General features: G+C 67.9%; 18 protein-coding genes and 1 tRNA gene. 13 read left to right on the top strand and 6 right to left on the bottom strand.

The annotated features are described in order from the left end of the window. The first annotated feature begins 49 nt into the window (after nt 1-49). Together ACO2SS_RS17175 and ACO2SS_RS17170 are read left to right on the top strand one after the other, a co-directional pair. Nucleotides 50-1,807, top strand: a complete 1,758-nt coding sequence (locus ACO2SS_RS17175) for a type I secretion system permease/ATPase (protein ID WP_423278979.1) — start codon at nt 50-52, stop codon at nt 1,805-1,807. Further along, complete coding sequence (locus ACO2SS_RS17170) at nt 1,807-3,114, top strand: HlyD family type I secretion periplasmic adaptor subunit (RefSeq protein WP_423278978.1); 1,308 nt, start codon at nt 1,807-1,809, stop codon at nt 3,112-3,114. Before ACO2SS_RS17175 ends, ACO2SS_RS17170 begins: the two co-directional genes overlap by 1 nt. A 77-nt stretch (nt 3,115-3,191) precedes the next feature. Here ACO2SS_RS17170 and ACO2SS_RS17165 read toward each other — a convergent pair whose 3' ends face one another. The 3 genes from ACO2SS_RS17165 to ACO2SS_RS17155 form a co-directional block, all read right to left on the bottom strand. Beyond that, nucleotides 3,192-3,776, bottom strand: coding sequence for a class I SAM-dependent methyltransferase (locus tag ACO2SS_RS17165; protein WP_423278977.1), 585 nt, complete (start codon nt 3,774-3,776; stop codon nt 3,192-3,194). Nucleotides 3,777-4,234: 458 nt separating this feature from the next. Further along, nucleotides 4,235-4,310 (bottom strand) — tRNA-Ala (locus ACO2SS_RS17160). 106 nt (nt 4,311-4,416) lie between these two features. Beyond that, on the bottom strand, nt 4,417-4,803 hold the full coding sequence (locus tag ACO2SS_RS17155; protein WP_423278976.1) for a TIGR02300 family protein: 387 nt from the start codon (nt 4,801-4,803) through the stop codon (nt 4,417-4,419). 151 nt (nt 4,804-4,954) lie between these two features. On the opposite strand from ACO2SS_RS17155, the gene aroA reads away from it, so the two are divergent. The 3 genes from aroA (at nt 4,955) to ACO2SS_RS17140 (ending at nt 7,816) form a co-directional block, all read left to right on the top strand. Continuing rightward, nucleotides 4,955-6,295, top strand: coding sequence for a 3-phosphoshikimate 1-carboxyvinyltransferase (gene aroA, locus ACO2SS_RS17150; RefSeq protein WP_423278975.1), 1,341 nt, complete (start codon nt 4,955-4,957; stop codon nt 6,293-6,295). Next, on the top strand, nt 6,295-6,921 hold the full coding sequence (gene cmk / locus ACO2SS_RS17145; RefSeq protein WP_423278974.1) for a (d)CMP kinase: 627 nt from the start codon (nt 6,295-6,297) through the stop codon (nt 6,919-6,921). Before aroA ends, cmk begins: the two co-directional genes overlap by 1 nt. A gap of 76 nt (nt 6,922-6,997) precedes the next feature. Continuing rightward, nucleotides 6,998-7,816, top strand: coding sequence for a DUF1194 domain-containing protein (locus ACO2SS_RS17140; RefSeq protein ID WP_423278973.1), 819 nt, complete (start codon nt 6,998-7,000; stop codon nt 7,814-7,816). Between the two features lie 36 nt (nt 7,817-7,852). On the opposite strand, the gene ACO2SS_RS17135 is transcribed toward ACO2SS_RS17140, so the two are convergent. Continuing rightward, complete coding sequence (locus tag ACO2SS_RS17135; protein WP_423278972.1) at nt 7,853-8,260, bottom strand: (R)-mandelonitrile lyase; 408 nt, start codon at nt 8,258-8,260, stop codon at nt 7,853-7,855. Between the two features lie 114 nt (nt 8,261-8,374). On the opposite strand from ACO2SS_RS17135, the gene maiA reads away from it, so the two are divergent. Then, complete coding sequence (gene maiA / locus ACO2SS_RS17130; RefSeq protein WP_423278971.1) at nt 8,375-9,004, top strand: maleylacetoacetate isomerase; 630 nt, start codon at nt 8,375-8,377, stop codon at nt 9,002-9,004. A 2-nt stretch (nt 9,005-9,006) separates the two neighbouring features. Here the strand turns inward: maiA and arfB are convergent, their stop codons facing one another. Both arfB and ubiG read right to left on the bottom strand, forming a co-directional pair. Beyond that, a complete protein-coding gene (gene arfB, locus ACO2SS_RS17125) occupies nt 9,007-9,429 on the bottom strand; it encodes an alternative ribosome rescue aminoacyl-tRNA hydrolase ArfB (RefSeq protein WP_423278970.1) in 423 nt (140 codons plus the stop codon). Beyond that, entirely contained in the window at nt 9,426-10,196 is a 771-nt protein-coding gene (ubiG, locus tag ACO2SS_RS17120) for a bifunctional 2-polyprenyl-6-hydroxyphenol methylase/3-demethylubiquinol 3-O-methyltransferase UbiG (protein ID WP_423278969.1), read from the bottom strand. Before ubiG ends, arfB begins: the two co-directional genes overlap by 4 nt. 92 nt (nt 10,197-10,288) lie before the next feature. On the opposite strand from ubiG, the gene ACO2SS_RS17115 reads away from it, so the two are divergent. The 7 genes from ACO2SS_RS17115 (at nt 10,289) to ACO2SS_RS17085 (ending at nt 19,099) form a co-directional block, all read left to right on the top strand. Next, a complete protein-coding gene (locus ACO2SS_RS17115) occupies nt 10,289-11,527 on the top strand; it encodes an aspartate kinase (protein WP_423278968.1) in 1,239 nt (412 codons plus the stop codon). Between the two features lie 65 nt (nt 11,528-11,592). Continuing rightward, nucleotides 11,593-13,860, top strand: a complete 2,268-nt coding sequence (gene ptsP, locus ACO2SS_RS17110; protein WP_423278967.1) for a phosphoenolpyruvate--protein phosphotransferase — start codon at nt 11,593-11,595, stop codon at nt 13,858-13,860. After that, the gene (prfA, locus tag ACO2SS_RS17105; RefSeq protein WP_423278966.1) at nt 13,860-14,942 is read left to right on the top strand and encodes a peptide chain release factor 1; all 1,083 of its coding nucleotides are present in this window, start codon (nt 13,860-13,862) and stop codon (nt 14,940-14,942) included. Before ptsP ends, prfA begins: the two co-directional genes overlap by 1 nt. A 141-nt stretch (nt 14,943-15,083) precedes the next feature. Next, nucleotides 15,084-15,839 (top strand): ABC transporter ATP-binding protein, encoded by a 756-nt coding sequence (locus tag ACO2SS_RS17100; protein ID WP_423278965.1) that lies wholly within the window; start codon nt 15,084-15,086, stop codon nt 15,837-15,839. Further along, nucleotides 15,832-16,578: an ABC transporter ATP-binding protein gene (locus ACO2SS_RS17095; RefSeq protein ID WP_423278964.1), complete on the top strand. Its 747-nt coding sequence runs from the start codon at nt 15,832-15,834 to the stop codon at nt 16,576-16,578. Before ACO2SS_RS17100 ends, ACO2SS_RS17095 begins: the two co-directional genes overlap by 8 nt. A 37-nt stretch (nt 16,579-16,615) precedes the next feature. Next, nucleotides 16,616-17,818: an ABC transporter substrate-binding protein gene (locus tag ACO2SS_RS17090; RefSeq protein ID WP_423278963.1), complete on the top strand. Its 1,203-nt coding sequence runs from the start codon at nt 16,616-16,618 to the stop codon at nt 17,816-17,818. 78 nt (nt 17,819-17,896) lie between these two features. Further along, on the top strand, nt 17,897-19,099 hold the full coding sequence (locus ACO2SS_RS17085; RefSeq protein ID WP_423278962.1) for an ABC transporter substrate-binding protein: 1,203 nt from the start codon (nt 17,897-17,899) through the stop codon (nt 19,097-19,099). Nucleotides 19,100-19,168 lie beyond the last annotated feature (69 nt).

The raw sequence follows: 19,168 nt of genomic DNA, 5'->3' as shown, positions 1-19,168 counted from the left end.
TCCTGTTCCCCCAGTCTCGCGGGGTCCGCGCCCGCAACCCACAGGATCCATGAAGCAGCAGCCCAGGCGGGACGCGGTCGGTCAGGTCACGCTGGCGGATGTCCTCCAACCCTGCAGAAGCGCCCTCATGGCGATCGGGCTCGTCAGCGGGCTGATCAACATCCTCATGCTGACGGGCCCGCTCTTCATGCTGCAGGTCTATGACCGGGTCCTCCCGAGCCGCAGCATCCCGACCCTCGTCGGGCTCGGTCTGCTCGCCCTTGTCCTGTTCGCCATCCAGGGCCTGCTCGAGGTGCTGCGCTCGCGAGCCTTGGGCCGGATCGGCCGCGTGGTGGACGAGCGTCTCGCGAGCCGGCTGTTTCGGAGCGTGGTGGCGACGGCCGCCGAGAAACGCGACACGGTCCGCAGCCTGCAGGCCCTGCGCGACCTGGACACGCTCCGCGGCTTCCTGGGGAGCAGCGGGATCACGGCCGCGTTCGACCTCCCCTGGATGCCGATCTACCTGGCCGTTTGCTTCCTGTTCCATCCCCTGATCGGCGTCGCCGTGACGGTGGGCGCCCTGCTGCTGACGGCCGTGACCTGGCTGACCGACCGGCTGAGCCGGGCTCCGGCGGAGGCGGTGGTGACCGCGGCCGCCACCCGGCAGGCTCTCGCCGAGACGGCCTGCCGAAACGCCGAGCTCATCCATGCCCTCGGCATGCGCCGCTGCATGGCCGGGCTATGGGCACGCGAGAACGACGGCTACCTCGACCGCCTCGCCCAGGGGAGCGACGTGGCGGGCGGGTTTTCCGGCCTGTCCCGCTTCCTCCGGACCGTCCTTCAATCCGCCATCCTCGCCCTCGGAGCCTTCCTCGTCATCGAGGAACAGGCGACGCCCGGCGTGATGCTGGCCGCCACCATCCTGTCGACGCGGGCCCTTGCGCCCCTCGACCAGACGATCGCGAATTGGCGCGGCTTCGTCGGTGCGCGCCAGAGCTGGTTTCGGCTGCAGGACTGGCTCGCGCAGGCGAGAGGGGAGACGGACCGCACACCCCTTCCGGCGCCGACCAGGAGCCTGCGGCTCACCAACGTCTCGCTCGCGCCGCCCGGCACGGATGCGCTCATCGTCCACAATCTCAGCTTCGCGGTCGAGGCGGGGAGCGCGCTCGGGGTCATCGGGCCCAGCGGTTCGGGAAAATCCTCGCTGGCGCGCGCGCTCGTCGGTGTATGGCGCCCGGCGCGCGGCGTGGTCCGGCTGGATGGCGCGACCCTCGACCAGTGGGAACCGGACGCGCTCGGAGCCGCGGTCGGGTACCTGCCCCAGGAAGTCGAGCTCCTCCGTGGAACGGTCGCGCAGAACATCGCCCGCTTCGCCGCAGCCCCGGACCACGCGGCCCTCGTATCCGCCGCCAAGGTCGCGGGCGTCCACGACGTGATCCTGCGGCTCGCGAACGGCTACGACACGGAAGTCGGCGAAGGCGGTGCGCGCCTTTCCGGCGGTCAGCGGCAGCGGATCGGGCTCGCGCGGGCGCTTTATGGCGACCCATTCGTCGTCGTGCTGGACGAGCCGAATTCGAACCTCGATGCCGAAGGGGAGCGCGCCCTCACGGCGGCCATCCAGGCCGTTCGCGCGCGCGGCGGCATCGCGGTGGTGATTGCGCATCGCCCGAGCGCCCTGGCGGCCGTCGACACGATTCTCGTCCTGAACGAGGGCCAGGCACAGGCCTTTGGCCCGCGTGCGGAGATACTGCCCCGCCTGATCGGACCGTCCCGCCCTACCACCGTCCCGTCGGAAGCCGGCGAACCGGCTGCGGCGAGGAGCGCTTGATGGATACTCCCTCGACAAAAACCCTTCGCTCTGTCGGTCGCCATCTCGCCCTGATGCTGGGCGGGGCAGTGCTGCTCTGCGGCGCCGCCATCGCGGGAGCGACTGTCGAGCTTTCGGGAGCGATCGTGGCTGCGGGCTCGCTCGTGGTCGAGTCCAGCGTCAAGAAGGTCCAGCACCCGACGGGAGGCGTCGTCAGCGAGCTCTTCGTTCAGGATGGCAGCCGGGTCCGGGCGGGCGATCTGCTCCTGCGCCTCGACGCGACCACCGCCAAGGCGAACCTCGATGCCGTGACCAAGGCGATCTGGGAGCTCTGGGCGCGACGGGCGCGGCTGGAGGCGGAACGGGATGGCCTGGACGATGTGGCGGTCTCGAGCGAACTCGGCGACGCCGCCAGGCAGGATCCCGACATCGCCCGGATCGTCTCCGGCGAGGCCCGCCTGTTCGGCCTGCGCCGCGAGGCACTCTCCGGACAGAAGGCTCAGCTCCGGGAGCGCATCGTGCAGCTTCGCGAGGAGATCAAGGGGCTCCAGGAACAGGGTGCCGCCAAGGCGCAGGAACTGGAGCTCGTCGCCAAGGAATATGCCGGCGTCCGTGAGCTATGGGACAAGAAGCTGATCCAGATCACGCGGGTGACGGCGCTCGAACGAGAGCAGGCGCGGCTGAGCGGCGAGCGAGGGCAGCTCGTCGCGGCCGAGGCGCAGGCCCGCGGCAAGATCTCCGAGACGGAGCTTCAGATCATCCAGCTCGATCAGAACATGCGCAGCGAGGTCGCAAAGGAGCTAGCGGAGATCCGCGCGAAGCTCTCGACCCTCGTCGAGCAGAAGGTCACGGCCGAGGACCAGCTCCGCCGCATCGACATCCGCGCGCCGCAGGCCGGGATCGTGCACGAGCTTGCGGTTCACACGCATGGCGGCGTCGTCACCGAGGGCGAGCAGCTCATGCTCATCGTTCCCCAGGGCGACGCGCTCGTGGTCGAGGTGCGCATCGCTCCGCAGGACATCGACCAGGTCAGGATCGGGCAACCGGCCGCGCTGCGCTTCACGAGCTTCAACCAGCGCAGCACGCCCGAGCTCGACGGGGAAGTCGTCCGGATCTCGGCGGATGTCACCGAGGACAAGCGGACGGGCATGAGCTTCTTTCTCGTCCGGATCGCGCTGCCGTCGCAGGAAGTGAAGAAGCTTGGCGAGGCCCGGCTCGTCCCCGGGATGCCCGTCAGCGCCTTCATCCGCACGAGCGACAGGACGATCCTGTCGTATCTTCTCAAGCCCCTGCGAGATCAGGCGCAGCTCGCCTTCCGGGAGAAGTGAAGGAGCAGGAGCGGTTTTCCGCCGGAGGGCGTCCCTGGTGGGAGGCGCGCTCTCCAGACCGAAGCCTGTGCCTGAGACTAGGCGACGTCCTTCAGATCCCACAGGCCGAGATAGTTGGTGGCCCACAGCGTGCGCTTCCAGTTGAACGGCGGGGCCGTGATGTCGAGGTGTCTCGTCTCTCCGCCATGCTCTCCCGACAACTCCGCGTTCTGGTGCCCGAAGTTGTTCGAGGCGAGGAGGTACCGGGTGTCCGAGGCCTTCATATTGGCCAGCGCCTGGGCGACGTCGGGAAGGGAAAGGTGGTTGAAGAGATCCTTGCAGAAGATCAGGTCGGCCGCGGGCGGGACCTGCGAGGTCACGTCCAGGACCTCGAAGGAGTGGCCCGGGTTGTCGGTCCTGTTCTTCTGGACGAGGGCCGGGACGATGTCGAAGCCCCGATAATCGATGGGGTGGTTCGCCAGGAAGCCGGGCATCCAGTTGAAATCCCCGCAGGGGATGTCGACCATCGACCTGACCTTGTAGGTCTCCACGACGTAGGCGAGAGCTTCCAGGGAGGCGTGAACCGAGGGCGAGTCCTTACGGGAACCCCATCCGGAGACGCTCTCGGGATCACCCCAGGCGTTCTTCTCGTAGACCTCGGTGAACCGCTGCGTGAGTTTCATGGAAGATGCCGGGCTCTTGCTGAACAGGCGCATCAAAGCTTTCACGTCCAGGGGGACTCCTAGATGAGGCAGAGAGCCTCGTGGAGGGCCTTCAGGGTGACGGGCCGGTGAGCAGCGGGGTTACGCCAAATGGCTCTCCTGAAGGCCTTTGGCACGTGTTGCGCTCACGAGGCGAGGGCGGGCTGCCCCAAATCCAGGGAACCTCTCCCCAGCATAGCCGGGCCTACGGAGAACGGTAGGGGGAGGCGTGGACGGGCCAGACCAGCCCGTTCGGGTCTGTCGAGATGCGAAGCCGTTCGCGCCGAACTCGGAGGTCGACCGGCTGGACGAAGCTTCTGAAACGCCGCGGCTCATCGGCCACAATGATCGCGCCGGGCGGACAGCCGGATGATGCGGCTCGGCCTACCTGGCGGCTTGGATGCTGAGCTTGGATGGAGTTCCGGTCGAAACCGTCGAAGTGGTGGAGCCAGGCGGGATCGAACCGCCGACCTCGTGAATGCCATTCACGCGCTCTCCCAACTGAGCTATGGCCCCAATCACGTCCGCGGCGCTGGGAAGCCGCGGGCGCCGCCGAAGCAGCGGCGCCTCCTATATGGCCCGGCGGAGCCTAGTTCAAGGCCCAATCGCACCGAAGCGGAAGTTAGCTCTCTTCCTCTTCCTCAATGTCGCCATCGATCAGGTCCGTGACGTCGTCGCCACCTTCCTCTTCCTCCTCGAGGAAGGCGTCATCGGAGCCACCCTCGTCCTCGAGCGTGACATCGTCCTCGGCCGTTGCCGCAGCGTCCTCGCCCTCGGCCACGTCCTCGAGCGAGATGATCTCCGCGCCGCCGGCGGCAGCTTCCGTCTCGTCCTCGTCCTCGTCCGGACGGGCGCGCGTGCCGGCCGCCGGCTTCGTGGCCAGCTCGAATGCCGAGCGCGGGACGACCTCGCCCGTGTAGGGCGACACGATCGGGTCGCGATTGAGATCGTAGAATTTACGGCCGGTCGTCGGACAGACGCGCTTCGTGCCGAGCTCTGGTCTAGCCACGTGCAAGTTTTCCGCTGGGTGAGAACGGCCCCGTTAGTCGCGGAGCTTTGCCCTGTCAATTCGTTGTGGTGCGGGCGCTTTTCAAGCGCGGATGACGCGCGGGGGGCCGCGTGCTACCCACGGCCCGTTCTTCCGACAGCGCTAAAGTATCGTGTCCCGGTCTCATCCCGCTCCTTCCCCTCTCGCATCGCGACCCGGCTCCCCCCTGCGTGGGCGAGTGCGGGTGCCGGGCGACAAATCCATCTCGCACCGCGCGATGATCTTCGGCCTGCTGTCCCGCGGCGAGACATCGATCGGGAATCTGCTCGAATCCGAGGACGTGGTGAACACGGCCAAGGCTGTGGAAGCGCTCGGCGCGAGGGTGACGCGCGAGGGCGAGGGGCGCTGGCGCGTCATCGGGGCGGGGATCGGCGGCCTCGCCCAGCCGGCGGACGTGCTGGATTTCGGCAATGCCGGGACCGGCTCCCGCCTGATGATGGGCGTTGCCGGCTCCCACCCGATCACCACCACCTTCGACGGCGATGAATCGCTTCGGTCGCGGCCGATGCGGCGCATTCTCGATCCGCTCGTGCAGATGGGTACGCAGGTCGTGTCCGAGGCGCCCGGCGGGCGCGTGCCGCTGACCCTGCGGGGACCCCGCGAGACGATCCCGATCACCTACGAGACTCCGGCTCCCTCCGCCCAGATCAAGTCGGCGGTGCTGCTTGCCGGCCTCAACTCGCCCGGCATCACGACCGTGATCGAACGCCAGGCGACGCGCGACCACACGGAGCGGATGCTCTCCCATTTCGGCGCGACCCTCACGGTGGAAGAGAGCGGGGCAGGGCGCCGCATCGCTCTCCAGGGGCAACCCGATCTCCGGGGTGCCGACGTCCTGGTGCCGGCGGATCCGTCCTCCGCGGCGTTCCCGCTCGTCGCGGCCCTGGTCACGCCCGGGTCCGAGATCATCATCGAGAACGTGATGATGAACCCGCTGCGGACGGGCCTCATCACGACACTTCTCGAGATGGGCGCGGCGATCGAGTTCCTGGACGAACGCGATATCGGGGGCGAGACGGTCGCGGATATCCGGGCGTCCTATGGACCTCTGGTGGGCGTGGAAGTGCCGCCCGAGCGCGCGCCGTCCATGATCGACGAATACCCGGTGCTGGCCGTTGCGGCGGCCTTCGCCACGGGCCCCACCGTGATGCGGGGCCTCGAGGAGCTCAGGGTCAAGGAATGCGATCGCCTCGCGGCCGTTGCCGATGGGCTGGCCGTGAACGGGGTCCGAACCGAGGTCATCGGCGATGACCTGACGGTGCACGGATGCGGCGGGCCGGTTCCCGGCGGGGGGCTGGTCGCCACGCATCTCGATCACCGCATCGCGATGGCGTTCCTGGTCATGGGGCTTGCCGCGAAAGAGGGGGTGACGGCCGACGACGCGACCATGATTGCGACGAGCTTCCCGAGCTTCGCGCCCCTGATGCGCGCGATCGGTGGCGAGCTGGCCTGATGATCATCGCGATCGACGGCCCGGCGGCGTCGGGCAAGGGGACGCTTGCACGGCGCCTCGCGCGCCATCTCGGGCGGCCGCACCTCGATACCGGCCTGCTCTACCGGGCGGTGGCGCGCGACCTGCTGGACCGGCGCGAGCCTCTGTCGGACCCGGACATCGCCACCCGGGCGGCCGGGTCGCTCGATCTCGCCGGGCTCGACGATCCGCGGCTCAGAAGCCGGGACATGGGCGAGGCGGCATCCATCGTGTCGGCCTTTGCGGGGGTGCGCGAGACGCTTCTCGGCTTCCAGCGCCGCTTCGCCGGCCAGGAGGGCGGTGCCGTGCTCGACGGGCGCGACATCGGCACGGTCGTCTGCCCCGAGGCGGATCTCAAGTTCTACGTCACGGCGACCCCCGAGGAGCGGGCCCGACGCCGGCAGCGGGAGCTCGCGCAATCCGGTGAGCCTTCCGATTTCGCCGACGTTCTGGCCGACATTCAGCGCCGCGACGCCCGTGACCAAGGCCGTCCGAACGCCCCGCTGAAGATGGCGAGCGATGCCATCCTGCTCGACACGACCGAGCTCGATGCCGAGGCGGCGTTCCGCGAGGCCCTCGGGATCGTCGAGTCACGTATGCGTGCGTGACAGGGTCCGGGGCTGGACCATTGCTTGCATCGTCCCCGTCACCTGCCAAACTGGCAAGGTCCTTGGGGAGTGCGCGATGCGGCGCTGTCTCTTCCGGTTGGCGGCCCCGCTCCTCGTCTGCGCGGGGCTGATATCCACTTCGGCCCGGGCCGAGGTCGAGGTCGACCTGGCGCTGGTGATCGCGGTCGACGTCTCCTTCTCGATGGATCCCGACGAGCAGACCCTCCAGCGGGAGGGCTTCATCGAGGCGTTCCGGTCCCCCGTGGTCCACGATGCCATCCGGCGCGGGGCGGTCGGCCGGATCGCGGTCACCTACATGGAATGGGCGGGCGCGAGCGACCAGCGCACCCTCCTGCCCTGGACGATCATCGAGGGTTCCGACAGCGCGAACGGCTTCGCCGAGATGCTGTCGCGCAAGCCGACCCGGCGGGCGTCCCGCACCTCGATATCGGGCGCGCTCGATTTCGCATCGAAGATGCAGGAGGAGAGCGGCGTCACGGCGCTTCGCCGTGTGATCGATGTTTCGGGGGACGGCCCGAACAACCAGGGTCGATCGGTCCTGGCCGCAAGGGCGGATGCCATCGCCCGTGGCATCACGATCAACGGACTTCCCATCATGCTCAAGGATGCCGGCTATTTCGACATCCAGGAACTCGACCTCTACTACCGCGACTGCGTGATCGGGGGGCAGGGGGCCTTCATGGTCCCGGCCAAGGACAAGGAACAGTTCCGCGACGCCGTGAAGACCAAGATCATCATGGAGATCGCCTCGATGCCGACGCCCGGCAGGGCCGCCGAGCACGAGGGCGGCTCCCACGTGGTGCTCGCGCAGGACGGAAACCGCGCCAACTGCTTCGCGGGCGAGCAGCAATGGCGCGACCGGATGGGAAACTGAGGCCCCATCCGGCGCACGCGTCCTTTCTCCGAGCCTTCAGCCCTTCGGGCCGGCGCCGTACTGCTCGTCCGTGACCGGCTCCATCCAGGTCACGTGCTTCTCGCCGTCGAACTCGTGCATCGCGATGTGGACCATGCCGTGCGTCGGGGTGGCACCGTGCCAGTGCCGCTCGTTCGGCGGAATCCAGACGGTGTCGCCGGCCCGGATGGTCTGGATCGGCTCGCCCTCTTTCTGGACGAGGCCGATTCCCTGGACGACATGCAGCGTCTGGCCGAGGGGGTGCGTGTGCCAGTTGGTGCGCGCGCCGGGCTCGAAGGCGACGCGTGCGGCCCTCACGCGCGCCGGGGCGGGCGCCTCGACGATGGGGTCCTGCCAGACCGTCCCGGTGAACCAGTCGGGGTTCACGCGGCGGCTCGGATTCTTGGTGGGCGGGATGATGTCCATGGGGTTCCTCCGGGGTGGTTCGTAGCTTTCGCCCGCACGCTCGACAAGGCGGCGGAGCTTCGCCGATGATCGGCACCGCGGCCGGGGCAACCGGCCCGGGAGGCGACGGCCAGGATGAAGCTCTACGGCTATTTCCGCTCGAGCGCGGCGTTCCGGGTGCGCATCGCCCTCAACCTCAAGGGTGTCACGGTCGAGCACGCCTTCTGCCACCTTCGCCGCGGCGAGCAGAGCGCTTCGGACTACCTGAAGCTCAACCCGCAGGGCCTCGTCCCGACCCTGGTCCTGGATGATGGGACCGTCCTGACCCAGTCGCTCGCCATCATCGAATGGCTCGAGGAGACGCGCCCGGAGCCGGCCCTGCTTCCCGCCGATCCGGTTCGCCGGGCCAAGGTCCGCGCCCTTGCCGGAGCGATCGCCTGCGATACTCACCCGTTGCAGAACCTGCGCGTGCTGCGGGAGATCCGAAGCCTCGGGGGCGGGGAGGCGGCCCAGGCCTGGGCGCGACGCGTGAACGAGCAAGGGCTCGCGGCCTGCGAGATGCTCGTCGCTGCCGAGCCCGGCCCGTTCTGCTTCGGCGAGCGGCCCACGATGGCGGATATCTGCCTCGTGCCGCAGATGGCCAATGCGCGCCGCTACGGCGTCGAACTCGCCGGCTTCCCGCGCCTGCTCCAGGCCGAGGCGGCCGCTATGGCGCTGCCGGCCTTCGCCGACGCCCACCCCGACCGCCAGGCGGATGCGGAGTAGCGTCAGATTTCGCCCGACGGACGTCCCCGGCCCGCCTTCACGCGCGACCGGATGGTCTTCGCCTCGAGGCGACGCTTCTTCGACGCCAGGGTCGGGCGGGTCGGGCGGCGCGGCTTCGGTGCGACCGAGGCCTCCCGGATCAGGGCGACGAGCCGGTCGAGCGCGTCGGCCCGGTTCAGTTCGCGGGAGCGGAAGCGTTGCGCGTCGATGACGATCACGCCGTCCTGCGTCATGCGCCGCCCCGCGAGGACGCGAAGGCGGTGAAGGACGCTCTCGCTGAGCGCCGGCGAGCGAGCGGCGTCGAAGCGGAGCTCGACCGCGGTCGAAACCTTGTTGACGTTCTGCCCGCCCGGGCCGGACGCCCGGACGAAATTTTCCGTGATCTCCGCCTCGTCCAGGACGATGGACGGCGTGACATGGATCATGGGTGGGTGCCGCCCGGCTTCACGGCCGCCGCAAGGTAGTTGACGGCCGTGTCGCGGGCGAGGGACCAGTCCCGCTCGAGCGGATTGAACACCATGCCGCGGGTCCTGTAGCCGGTCAGCCCGGCCGTCTCGACGGCGTCCCGCAGCTCGTCGGGCGTGACGAACTTTTCCCAGTCGTGGGTGCCCTTCGGCAGCCATCTCAGGACGTATTCCGCCCCGACGATCGCGAGCGCAAAGGACCGCATGGTCCGGTTGATCGTGGCGAGCAGGAGCAGGCCGCCGGGTACAACCGCATCCGTGCAGGCCCGTATGAAAGCGTCGATGTCGCGGACATGCTCCACGACCTCCATGGCCATGACGATGTCGAAGCGCTGGCCTGAATGCGCGACGGCCTCGACGGTCTCCGCCCGGTAGTCGATATCCAGGCCACTCTCCGCCGCGTGGTGGCGCGCGGCCTCGATGTTGCGCGTGCTCGGGTCCAGCGCCGTGACGGTCGCGCCCAACCGGGCCATCGGCTCCGAGAGCAGCCCCGCCCCGCAGCCGACGTCCAGGACGGTGAGCCCGGAGAGCGGGAAGGGCTGCTTGGCGTCGCGGCCGAAATGACGGCACGCCTCGTCCCGGATGAAGACGAGCCTGAGGGGATTGATGCGATGCAGCGCCCGCATCGGGCCGTTCGGATCCCACCAATCCGCCGCGAGTCGATCGAAGCGGTCGACCTCGCCGCGATCGACGGTGCCGGCGTGGCGGAAAGCGCTCTGCGTTGACATCGCGCGACCATACGCGATACGCGCCCCGTGGGCGACAAGCCCGGCTCCATTCCTCGGCATCGGCGGCACACACCCTCACACGATTTGATCCGATGCCTCGTCTCGTCATGAAGTTCGGCGGCACCTCCGTCGCCACCGTGGAACGCATTCGCAACGTTGCGCGCCATGTCCGGCGCGAGGTCGAGGCCGGCTACGACGTAGCGGTCGTGGTCTCCGCGATGGCCGGGAAGACGAACGAGCTCGTCGCCTGGTGCAAGGAAGCGGCGCCGTTCTACGACCCGAAGGAATACGACGTGGTCGTGGCCTCGGGCGAGCAGGTCACGTCCGGCCTCCTGGCCATGGTGCTGCAGAACGACGGCCTGCCGGCGCGCTCCTGGCAGGGCTGGCAGATCCCGATCCACACCTCCGACCAGCATGGATCGGCCCGGATCGCGGCGATCGACGGCAGCGCCATCCTGGATGCGTTCAGGGAGCGGCGGGAAGTCGCGGTGGTGGCCGGCTTCCAGGGCGTCAATCCCGAGACGGGCCGGGTCGCGACCCTTGGCCGCGGCGGCTCCGACACCAGCGCGGTCGCGCTCGCGGCGGCGCTCGGGGCCGAGCGCTGCGACATCTATACGGACGTGGACGGCGTCTACACGACCGATCCGCGGATCGTCACCAAGGCGCGCCGGCTCGACCGCGTCGCCTTCGAAGAAATGCTGGAAATGGCGTCGCTCGGCGCGAAGGTCCTGCAGGTGCGCTCCGTGGAGCTCGCCATGCTGTACCGGGTGCCGACCTATGTGCGCTCGAGCTTTGACGATCCTGCGGATCCGAAGCCCGGCACGCTCATCTGCGACGAGGAGGACATCGTGGAACAGTCCGTCGTCACCGGGATCGCGTTCTCCAAGGACGAGGCCCAGATCACCCTGCGTCGCGTTGCGGACAAGCCGGGGGTCGCGGCCGCGATCTTCGGTCCGCTGGCCGATCAGAACGTCAACGTGGACATGATCATCCAGGTCGTGTCCGACGATCAGGCCTCCACGGACATCACCTTCACGGTTCCGGCCGCCGATTACGAGCGCTCGCGCGCCATCCTGGAAGAGAACCGGGACCGGATCGGCCTGCACGAGATCCAGGGTGCGACCGATGTCGTGAAGGTTTCCGCGATCGGAGTCGGCATGCGCTCGCATGCGGGCGTCGCCTCGCGCGCCTTCCGGGCGCTCGCCGAAAAGGGAATCAATATTCGGGCGATCACGACGTCCGAGATCAAGTTCTCGATTCTGATAGACGCGGCGTACACCGAACTTGCCGTACGGACGCTACACTCGCTATACGGCCTGGATAAAGCCTGATTTCATCCGGAACGGGCTCGGCAGCAGAGCTCGGCTCAACGGGTCGAAAGTCACGGATTGTTGAGATGCGAGGTGCACCAGGCGGTCCGCGCGTGCTCCTGCGCCGCCTGCGCGAGGTCATGGCCGAGCCGGCGCCGGCTCAGGCCCGCCTCGATCGGATTGTCGTCCTCATCGCGTCCAACATGGTGTCGGAGGTCTGCTCGCTCTACGTGATGCGAGCCGACCGGACCCTTGAGCTCTACGCAACCGAAGGCCTCAACCGCGAGGCCGTCCACCTGACCACCATGCAGGCGGGCGAGGGCCTTGTCGGCCTGATCGCCCAGACGGCCGAGCCCCTGGCGCTCTCCGACGCGCAGTCGCACCCGGCGTTCTCCTACCGGCCGGAGACGGGCGAGGAGGTCTATCACGGATTCATGGGCGTGCCGGTCCTCCGGGGCGGGAACATGCTCGGCGTCCTGGTCGTGCAGAACCGGACGCATCGGGCCTATGCCGAGGAGGAAATCGAGGCCCTCCAGACCACCGCCATGGTGCTGGCCGAGCTGATCGCCTCGGGCGAGCTGCAATCGCTGGGCTCGCCGGGCGCGGAGCCCGCCGCCCGCGGGCCGGTGCAGTTGCAGGGGGTGGCGCTCGCCGATGGCCTGGGGCTCGGCTACGCCGTGCTGCACGAGCCCCGCGTCGTGATCCGCAACCTGATCGCGACGGATGTCGAAGCCGAGCTCGCACGCCTGGACGACGCCCTCGGCGAGGTGCGCACGTCGATCGACGAGATGCTCGAGCGCGGCGACATCGCCCATGGCGGCGAGCACCGCGACGTCCTCGAAACCTTCCGCATGTTCGCGCATGACCCGGGCTGGCTCCGGCGCATGCGCGATGCCGTGAAGACCGGGATCACGGCCGAGGCCGCGGTCGAGCGCGTCCAGAGCGACACGCGGGCCCGGCTCATGCGGGTGACAGAGCCCTATCTGCGCGAGCGGCTGCACGACCTGGACGACCTCGCCAACCGGCTGCTGCACAAGCTCGCCGGGCAGGAGATGGTCGCCCCGCGCGAAAACCTGCCGGACAACGCCATCATCGTGGCCCGCATGCTCGGACCGGCGGCGCTCCTCGATTACGACCGGTCGCGGCTGCGCGGCCTCGTGCTCGAGGAGGGGGGAGAGACGAGCCACATCGCGATCGTGGCGCGCGCCCTGAACATCCCCGTCGTCAGCGAGGTGGAGGGAGCCGCGTCCGCGGTCGAGGCCGGAGACGCCCTCATCGTCGACGGTGGCACCGGCGAGGTGCAGATCCGCCCGCCGCCCGAGGTGGAAGCCTCCTATGCCGAAAAGGCGCGCATGCGGGCCAGGCGCCAGGCGCAGTACCGCAGCCTGCGCGACCGGCCCGCGGTCACCCGCGACGGCGTGGAGATCGCCCTGCAGCTCAATGCCGGACTGCTCGTCGACCTGCCGCATCTGCAGGACACGGGCGCTGCCGGAATCGGTCTCTTCCGGACCGAGCTGCAATTCATGATCGCCGAGCGGATGCCGTCCGCGAAGGAGCAGCAGCAGCTCTATGCGGCGGTCTTCGCGGCGGCCGGGGATGCGCCGATCACCTTCCGGTCGCTGGATATCGGCGGGGACAAGCTCCTTCCCTACATGCCGCGGGTCGAGGAGGAGAACCCGGCCCTCGGCTGGCGCGCGATCCGCATCGCGCTCGACCGGCCGGCGCTGCTGCGCATCCAGGCGCGTGCCCTGCTCAAGGCGGCGGCCGGGCGGCACCTGCGGGTGATGTTCCCCATGGTGGCGAGCACGGCCGAGTTCGAACGCGCCAAGCTGCTCGTCGAAGGCGAGGTGAACTGGCTGAAGCGGCAGCAGAGCCCCTTGCCCGAGAAGCTCTCGCTCGGCGCGATGGTGGAGGTGCCCTCGCTGCTGTTCGAGATCGGCGAGATCGCGCAGGCGGCCGACTTCCTGTCGGTCGGGTCCAACGACCTGATGCAGTTCCTCTTCGCGGCCGACCGCGGCAACAAGCTTGTGGCGAGCCGCTTCGACCCGCTGAGCCGGGCGCCCCTGCGGGCCCTCGCCAGCCTCCTGGAGGCGGCCGGGGTCGAGAACTGCCCGGTGACCGTCTGCGGCGAGATGGCGGGCCGCCCGCTCGAGGCGATGCTGCTGGTCGGCCTCGGCTTCCGCTCGCTCTCCATGTCGGCCGCATCGATCGGACCCATCAAGGCCATGCTCCTGGAGCTGGACACCCGACCCCTCACTGAACTGATCCGACGCGAGATGGATACGTCCGGCACGCATGAGAGCCTTCGACCGGCCCTGGCGGACTTCGCGGAACGGCACGGAATTCCGGTCTGATGCAGGCACCTCCCGCCCAGAAGCTCGACGCGGTGCTCGCGCGGCATGCGATCGTCACCGCGACGCTGAACGGCTCCCCCGAACCCGACCAGTTCGTCGCGCTCTCGCGCGAGCTCGCCGATCTCGACCCGGTGGTTGCCGCGATCCAGGCCTACCGTAGCCGGGAGGAGGACCTCGCCGGGCTCGACTCGCTCCTGCAGGATCCCGGAACGGATCCCGAGATGCGGTCGCTCGCGTTCGACGAGCGCCCGGTCGCCGTCGAGGCGCTGGAGCAGGCCGCGACCGAGCTCAATCTTCTGCTCCTGCCCAAGGATGCCGCGGACGAGAAGAGCGCCATCCTGGAGATCCGGGCCGGCACGGGCGGAGACGAAGCGGCACTCTTCGCCGGCGACCTGTTCCGGATGTATGCCCGCTACGCCGAGCTGAAGGGCTGGCGCGTCGAGGTCATGTCCGAGAGCGAGGGTACGGCCGGAGGGCTCAAGGAGATCGTGGCCGAGATCAAGGGACGGGGCGTGTTCGCGCGGCTCAAGTTCGAGAGCGGCGTGCACCGGGTCCAGAGAGTCCCGGCGACCGAGGCTTCGGGCCGTATCCACACCTCGGCCGCGACCGTGGCCGTTCTCCCCGAGGCGGAAGAGGTCGACATCGAGGTCAACGATGCGGACCTGAAGATCGACACGATGCGGGCGCAGGGCGCGGGCGGCCAGCACGTCAACAAGACGGAATCCGCCGTCCGCATCACGCATATCCCGTCCGGGATCGTGGTCTTCGTCCAGGACGAGCGGTCCCAGCACAAGAACAAGGCGCGCGGGCTTGCGCTGCTGCGCTCGCGCCTCCTGGATCGGGAACGCACCGCGAAGGACGCTGCGCGGGCCGCCGACCGGAAATCGCAGGTCGGGTCGGGCGACCGCTCGGAACGGATCCGGACCTACAATTTTCCACAGGGTCGCGTGACGGATCACCGCATCAACCTCACGCTCTACAAGCTCGAGCAGGTCCTCTCCGGGGAGGCGCTCGACGAGGTCATCGACGCACTCGTCACGCAGCACCAGGCCGACCTCCTGGCCGCCGAAGGCGCTGCCTGATCGGCGTTCCTGATCGAAAAGCAGGCACTCCCTCTCTCCCCCTCTTGTCTCTGTTGACTTGTCTGCTCTGCGTGTGGCTCATTCCGGCCAAGCCGCCGACGCTTAGCTCGGCGCGGGAAACGCCGGGGAACATTCATCGGAATGGCTGACGACATCATTCTGTCGACGCGCGGACTTGGGCGCGACTTCAAGGGCTTTACGGCCGTCGGTGAAGTCGACCTGAAGGTGAAGCGCGGCACGATTCATGCACTCATCGGCCCAAATGGTGCCGGCAAGACGACCTGCTTCAACCTTCTCACGAAGTTTCTTCAGCCGAGCCGGGGCTCGATCGTCTATAACGGGCGCGACATCACCAATATGAAGCCGGCGGATGTCGCCCGGCTCGGTCTGGTGCGCTCGTTCCAGATCTCGGCGGTGTTCGGTCACCTGACCGTGCTGGAGAACGTCCGCATCGCGCTGCAGCGCAAGCGCGGCGACAGCTTCGACTTCTGGCGCTCCGAGCGCGTGCTGAACGAGATGAACGGCGATGCCCTGAGCCTCGTCGAGCAGGTCGGGCTGGCGGATTTCCGAAATCACACCGCGGTCGAGCTGTCTTATGGGCGCAAGCGCGCTCTCGAGATCGCCACGACGCTCGCGCTCGATCCCGAGATGATGCTCCTCGACGAGCCGATGGCCGGGATGGGCCACGAGGACGTCGACCGGAATTCCGATCTGATCCGGCGAGCCTCGAAGAACCGCACGATCCTGATGGTGGAGCACAACCTCTCGGTGGTTGCCTCCTTGTCCGACACGATCACCGTCCTGGCGCGCGGCAACGTGCTCGCCGAGGGCAATTACGATAAAGTCTCGAAGGATCCTCGCGTGGTCGAAGCGTATATCGGAGCCGGTCATGCGTGAGAGTGCTGCCCTGCGGGCGAGCGCGCCCGCGACTGCTTCCGCGCCGCTCCTCGCCGTGAAGAAGCTCGAGGCCTGGTACGGCGAGAGCCATGTGCTGCACGGGATCGATTTCGACATCGCCCCCGGCGAGGTCGTCACCCTGCTCGGCCGGAACGGCGCGGGAAAGACCACGACCCTGCGCTCGATCATCGGCATCATGGGGAAGCGCACCGGCTCCATCCTGTTCGACGGCACCGAGACCATCAACATGCCGTCGCGCACGATCGCGCGGCTCGGGGTCGGCTACGTGCCGGAGGAGCGCGGCATCTTCGCCAGCCTCTCCGTCTACGAGAACCTGACCCTCCCGCCCCAGGTGAAGCCGGGCGGCCTGTCCATCGAGCAGATCTACGAACTCTTCCCGAACCTGCGGGAGCGGTCCGGCAGCCAGGGCACGAAGCTGTCCGGCGGCGAGCAGCAGATGCTGGCGATCGGCCGCATCCTGCGCACCGGGGCGAAGCTTCTGCTCCTGGACGAGCCGACGGAGGGACTGGCCCCCGTCATCGTGCAGCAGATCGGCCGCACCATCGAGCGCCTGAAGCGGGACGGCTTCACCATCATACTGGTTGAGCAAAATTTCCGCTTCGCTCAGACGGTTGCCGACCGTCATTATATAGTAGAACAGGGCAGGGTGGTCGACATGATCCCCAATGCTCAGCTAGATCAGAACATCGAGAAGCTGCACCGCTATCTCGGCGTATAATAAAAAAGATCCAGCAACATCATGGGAGGACACGGATATGAGAGGGAGGACGATACTGGGCGCGGTTGCTTTTGCCGCGCTCATGACAGGCTCGGCCGGGGCGCAGGTCTCGGTCAAGCTCGGGGTCTTGAACGATAGGTCCGGTGTCTACTCGGACATCGGCGGTGAGGGCGGCGTCGTTGCTGCCCGCATGGCCGTCGAGGACTTCAAGGCCGCCGAAAAGGGCATCAAGGTCGAGGTGATCTCAGCGGATCACCAGAACAAGCCCGACGTCGGATCCAACATCGCGCGCCAGTGGTACGACCAGGACGGCGTCGACGTGATCCTGGACGTGCCGACCTCGTCGGTGGCGCTCGCCGTCAACCAGGTCACGCGCGAGAAGAACAAGATCTTCCTCAACTCGGGCGCGGCCACGTCGGATCTCACCGGCGCGCAATGCTCCCCCAACACGATCCACTGGGCCTACGACACGGTCCAGCTTGCGAACGTGACGGGTGGCGCCATGGTCCGGCAGGGCGGGAACACCTGGTACTTCCTGACCGCGGACTACGCTTTCGGGCATGCCCTCGAGCGCGACACGGCTGCCGTCGTCAAGAAGAACGGCGGCCAGATCATCGGCTCGGTGAAGACGCCCTTCCCGAGCCAGGACTTCTCGTCGTTTCTGCTGCAGGCGCAGGCTTCCAAGGCGAAGGTGATCGGCCTCGCCAATGCGGGCGGCGATACCGTCAACTCGATCAAGCAGGCTGGCGAGTTCGGCATCACGCAGGGCGGGCAGAGCCTCGCCGCGCTGCTGATGTTCGTGAACGACGTCAAGGCGCTCGGTCTGAAGTCCGCCCAGGGCCTCGTCTTCAGCGAGACCTTCTACTGGGACGAGAACGACGCGACCCGCGAATGGTCCAAGCGCTTTATGGACCGGATGGGGCGCATGCCGAACATGCTGAACGCCGGCGTCTATTCGAGCGTCATCCACTACCTCAAGGCGGTCGCCGCCGAGAAGTCGAAGGACCCCGCCAAGGTCATGGCCTGGATGAAGGGCAACCCGACGGATGATCCCCTGTTCGGCAAGGGTTCCGTTCGGGCGGACGGCCGCAAGATCCACGACGCCTTCCTGCTCGAGGTGAAGAAGCCGGAGGAGTCGAAGGGTGAGTGGGATCTCCTGAAGATCCTCGCCAAGGTGCCGGCCGAGCAGGTCTGGCGTCCCCTGGAAGAAGGCAACTGCCCGCTCGTCAAGAAGAGCTGAGCGGTGTTCCTGCGCGGCCCGTGAAGATCCGACCGCACTCTGCGGGCCGCGCGTCACGGTGGAAGGGTGAGTTCCGTAATGAGGAAACTGGGTACAGTATTGGTGGCTGCCCTCGCCGTCTCGGCAGGGGCGGCGCATGCTCAGACTTCGGTGAAGCTCGGCGTTCTGAACGACATGTCCGGCCTCTATGCGGACATTTCGGGGCCGGGCTCCGTCGTGGCGGCTCAGATGGCGGTCGAAGACTTCAAGGCTGCTGAGAAGGGCATCAAGGCCGAGATCGTCTCTGCCGACCACCAGAACAAGCCGGATACCGGTTCCACCATCGCGCGGCGCTGGTACGACCAGGAAGGGGTCGACGTCATTCTCGACGTGACGACTTCTTCCGTCGCGCTCGCGGTCTCCGAAGTGACGCGCGAGAAGAACAAGATCTTCATCCCGTCGGGCGGCGGCACCTCCGACCTCACGGGCGAGAAATGCACGCCGAACAACGTCCACTGGACATACGACACCTGGGCGCTCGCGAACGGCACCGGTTCGGCGATGACCAAAAAGGGCGGCGATAGCTGGTTCTTCCTGACGGCCGATTATGCATTCGGTTCGGCGCTCGAACGCGACACCACCAACGCCGTGAAGAAGGCGGGCGGCAAGGTGGTCGGCGCCGTCAAGCACCCGCTCTCGGCAGCCGACTTCTCCTCCTTCCTGCTGCAGGCCCAGGGCTCGCAGGCGAAGGTGATCGGCCTGGCGAATGCCGGGTCGGATACGATCAACGCCATCAAGCAGGCGGCCGAGTTCGGCATCACGCAGGGCGGGCAGAACCTCGCCGGGCTGCTGATCTTCTCGTCGGACGTGAAGGCTCTCGGGCTCAAGGCCGCGCAGGGGCTCGTCCTGACGGAGGCCTTCTACTGGGACCAGAACGACGCGACGCGTGAGTTCTCGAAGCGCTTCGCCGCCAAGTTCGGCGGCAAGATGCCGACGAGCGCCCAGGCCGGCGTCTACTCGAGCGTCCTGCACTACCTGAAGGCGGTCGAGGCGACGAAGAGCAAGGACTCGACCGCCGTCATGGCCAAGATGAAGGAGATGCCCATCGATGATGCGCTCTTCGGCAAGGGATCGATCCGCCCCGATGGCCGCGCCATTCACCCGATGTACCTCTTCGAGGTGAAGAAGCCCGAGGAATCGAAGGGAGAGTGGGACCTCTACAAGACGGTCGCTACCATCCCGACGGAGGAGGCTTTCCGGCCCATGGCGGACGGCGGCTGCCCCCTCGTGAAAAAGAGCTGAGCGGGCTCAACCGCTCCCATTCTGCTCCGGCCGAACAGGCCGGGGCTGCACGACGAGGCCGCCCCTCGG

The organism is Enterovirga sp. CN4-39 (genome assembly GCF_049446235.1).
GTDB lineage: Bacteria > Pseudomonadota > Alphaproteobacteria > Rhizobiales > Beijerinckiaceae > Enterovirga.
Note: the sequence above shows the minus strand (reverse complement) of the source record. Positions and strands in the feature narration are given on the sequence as shown.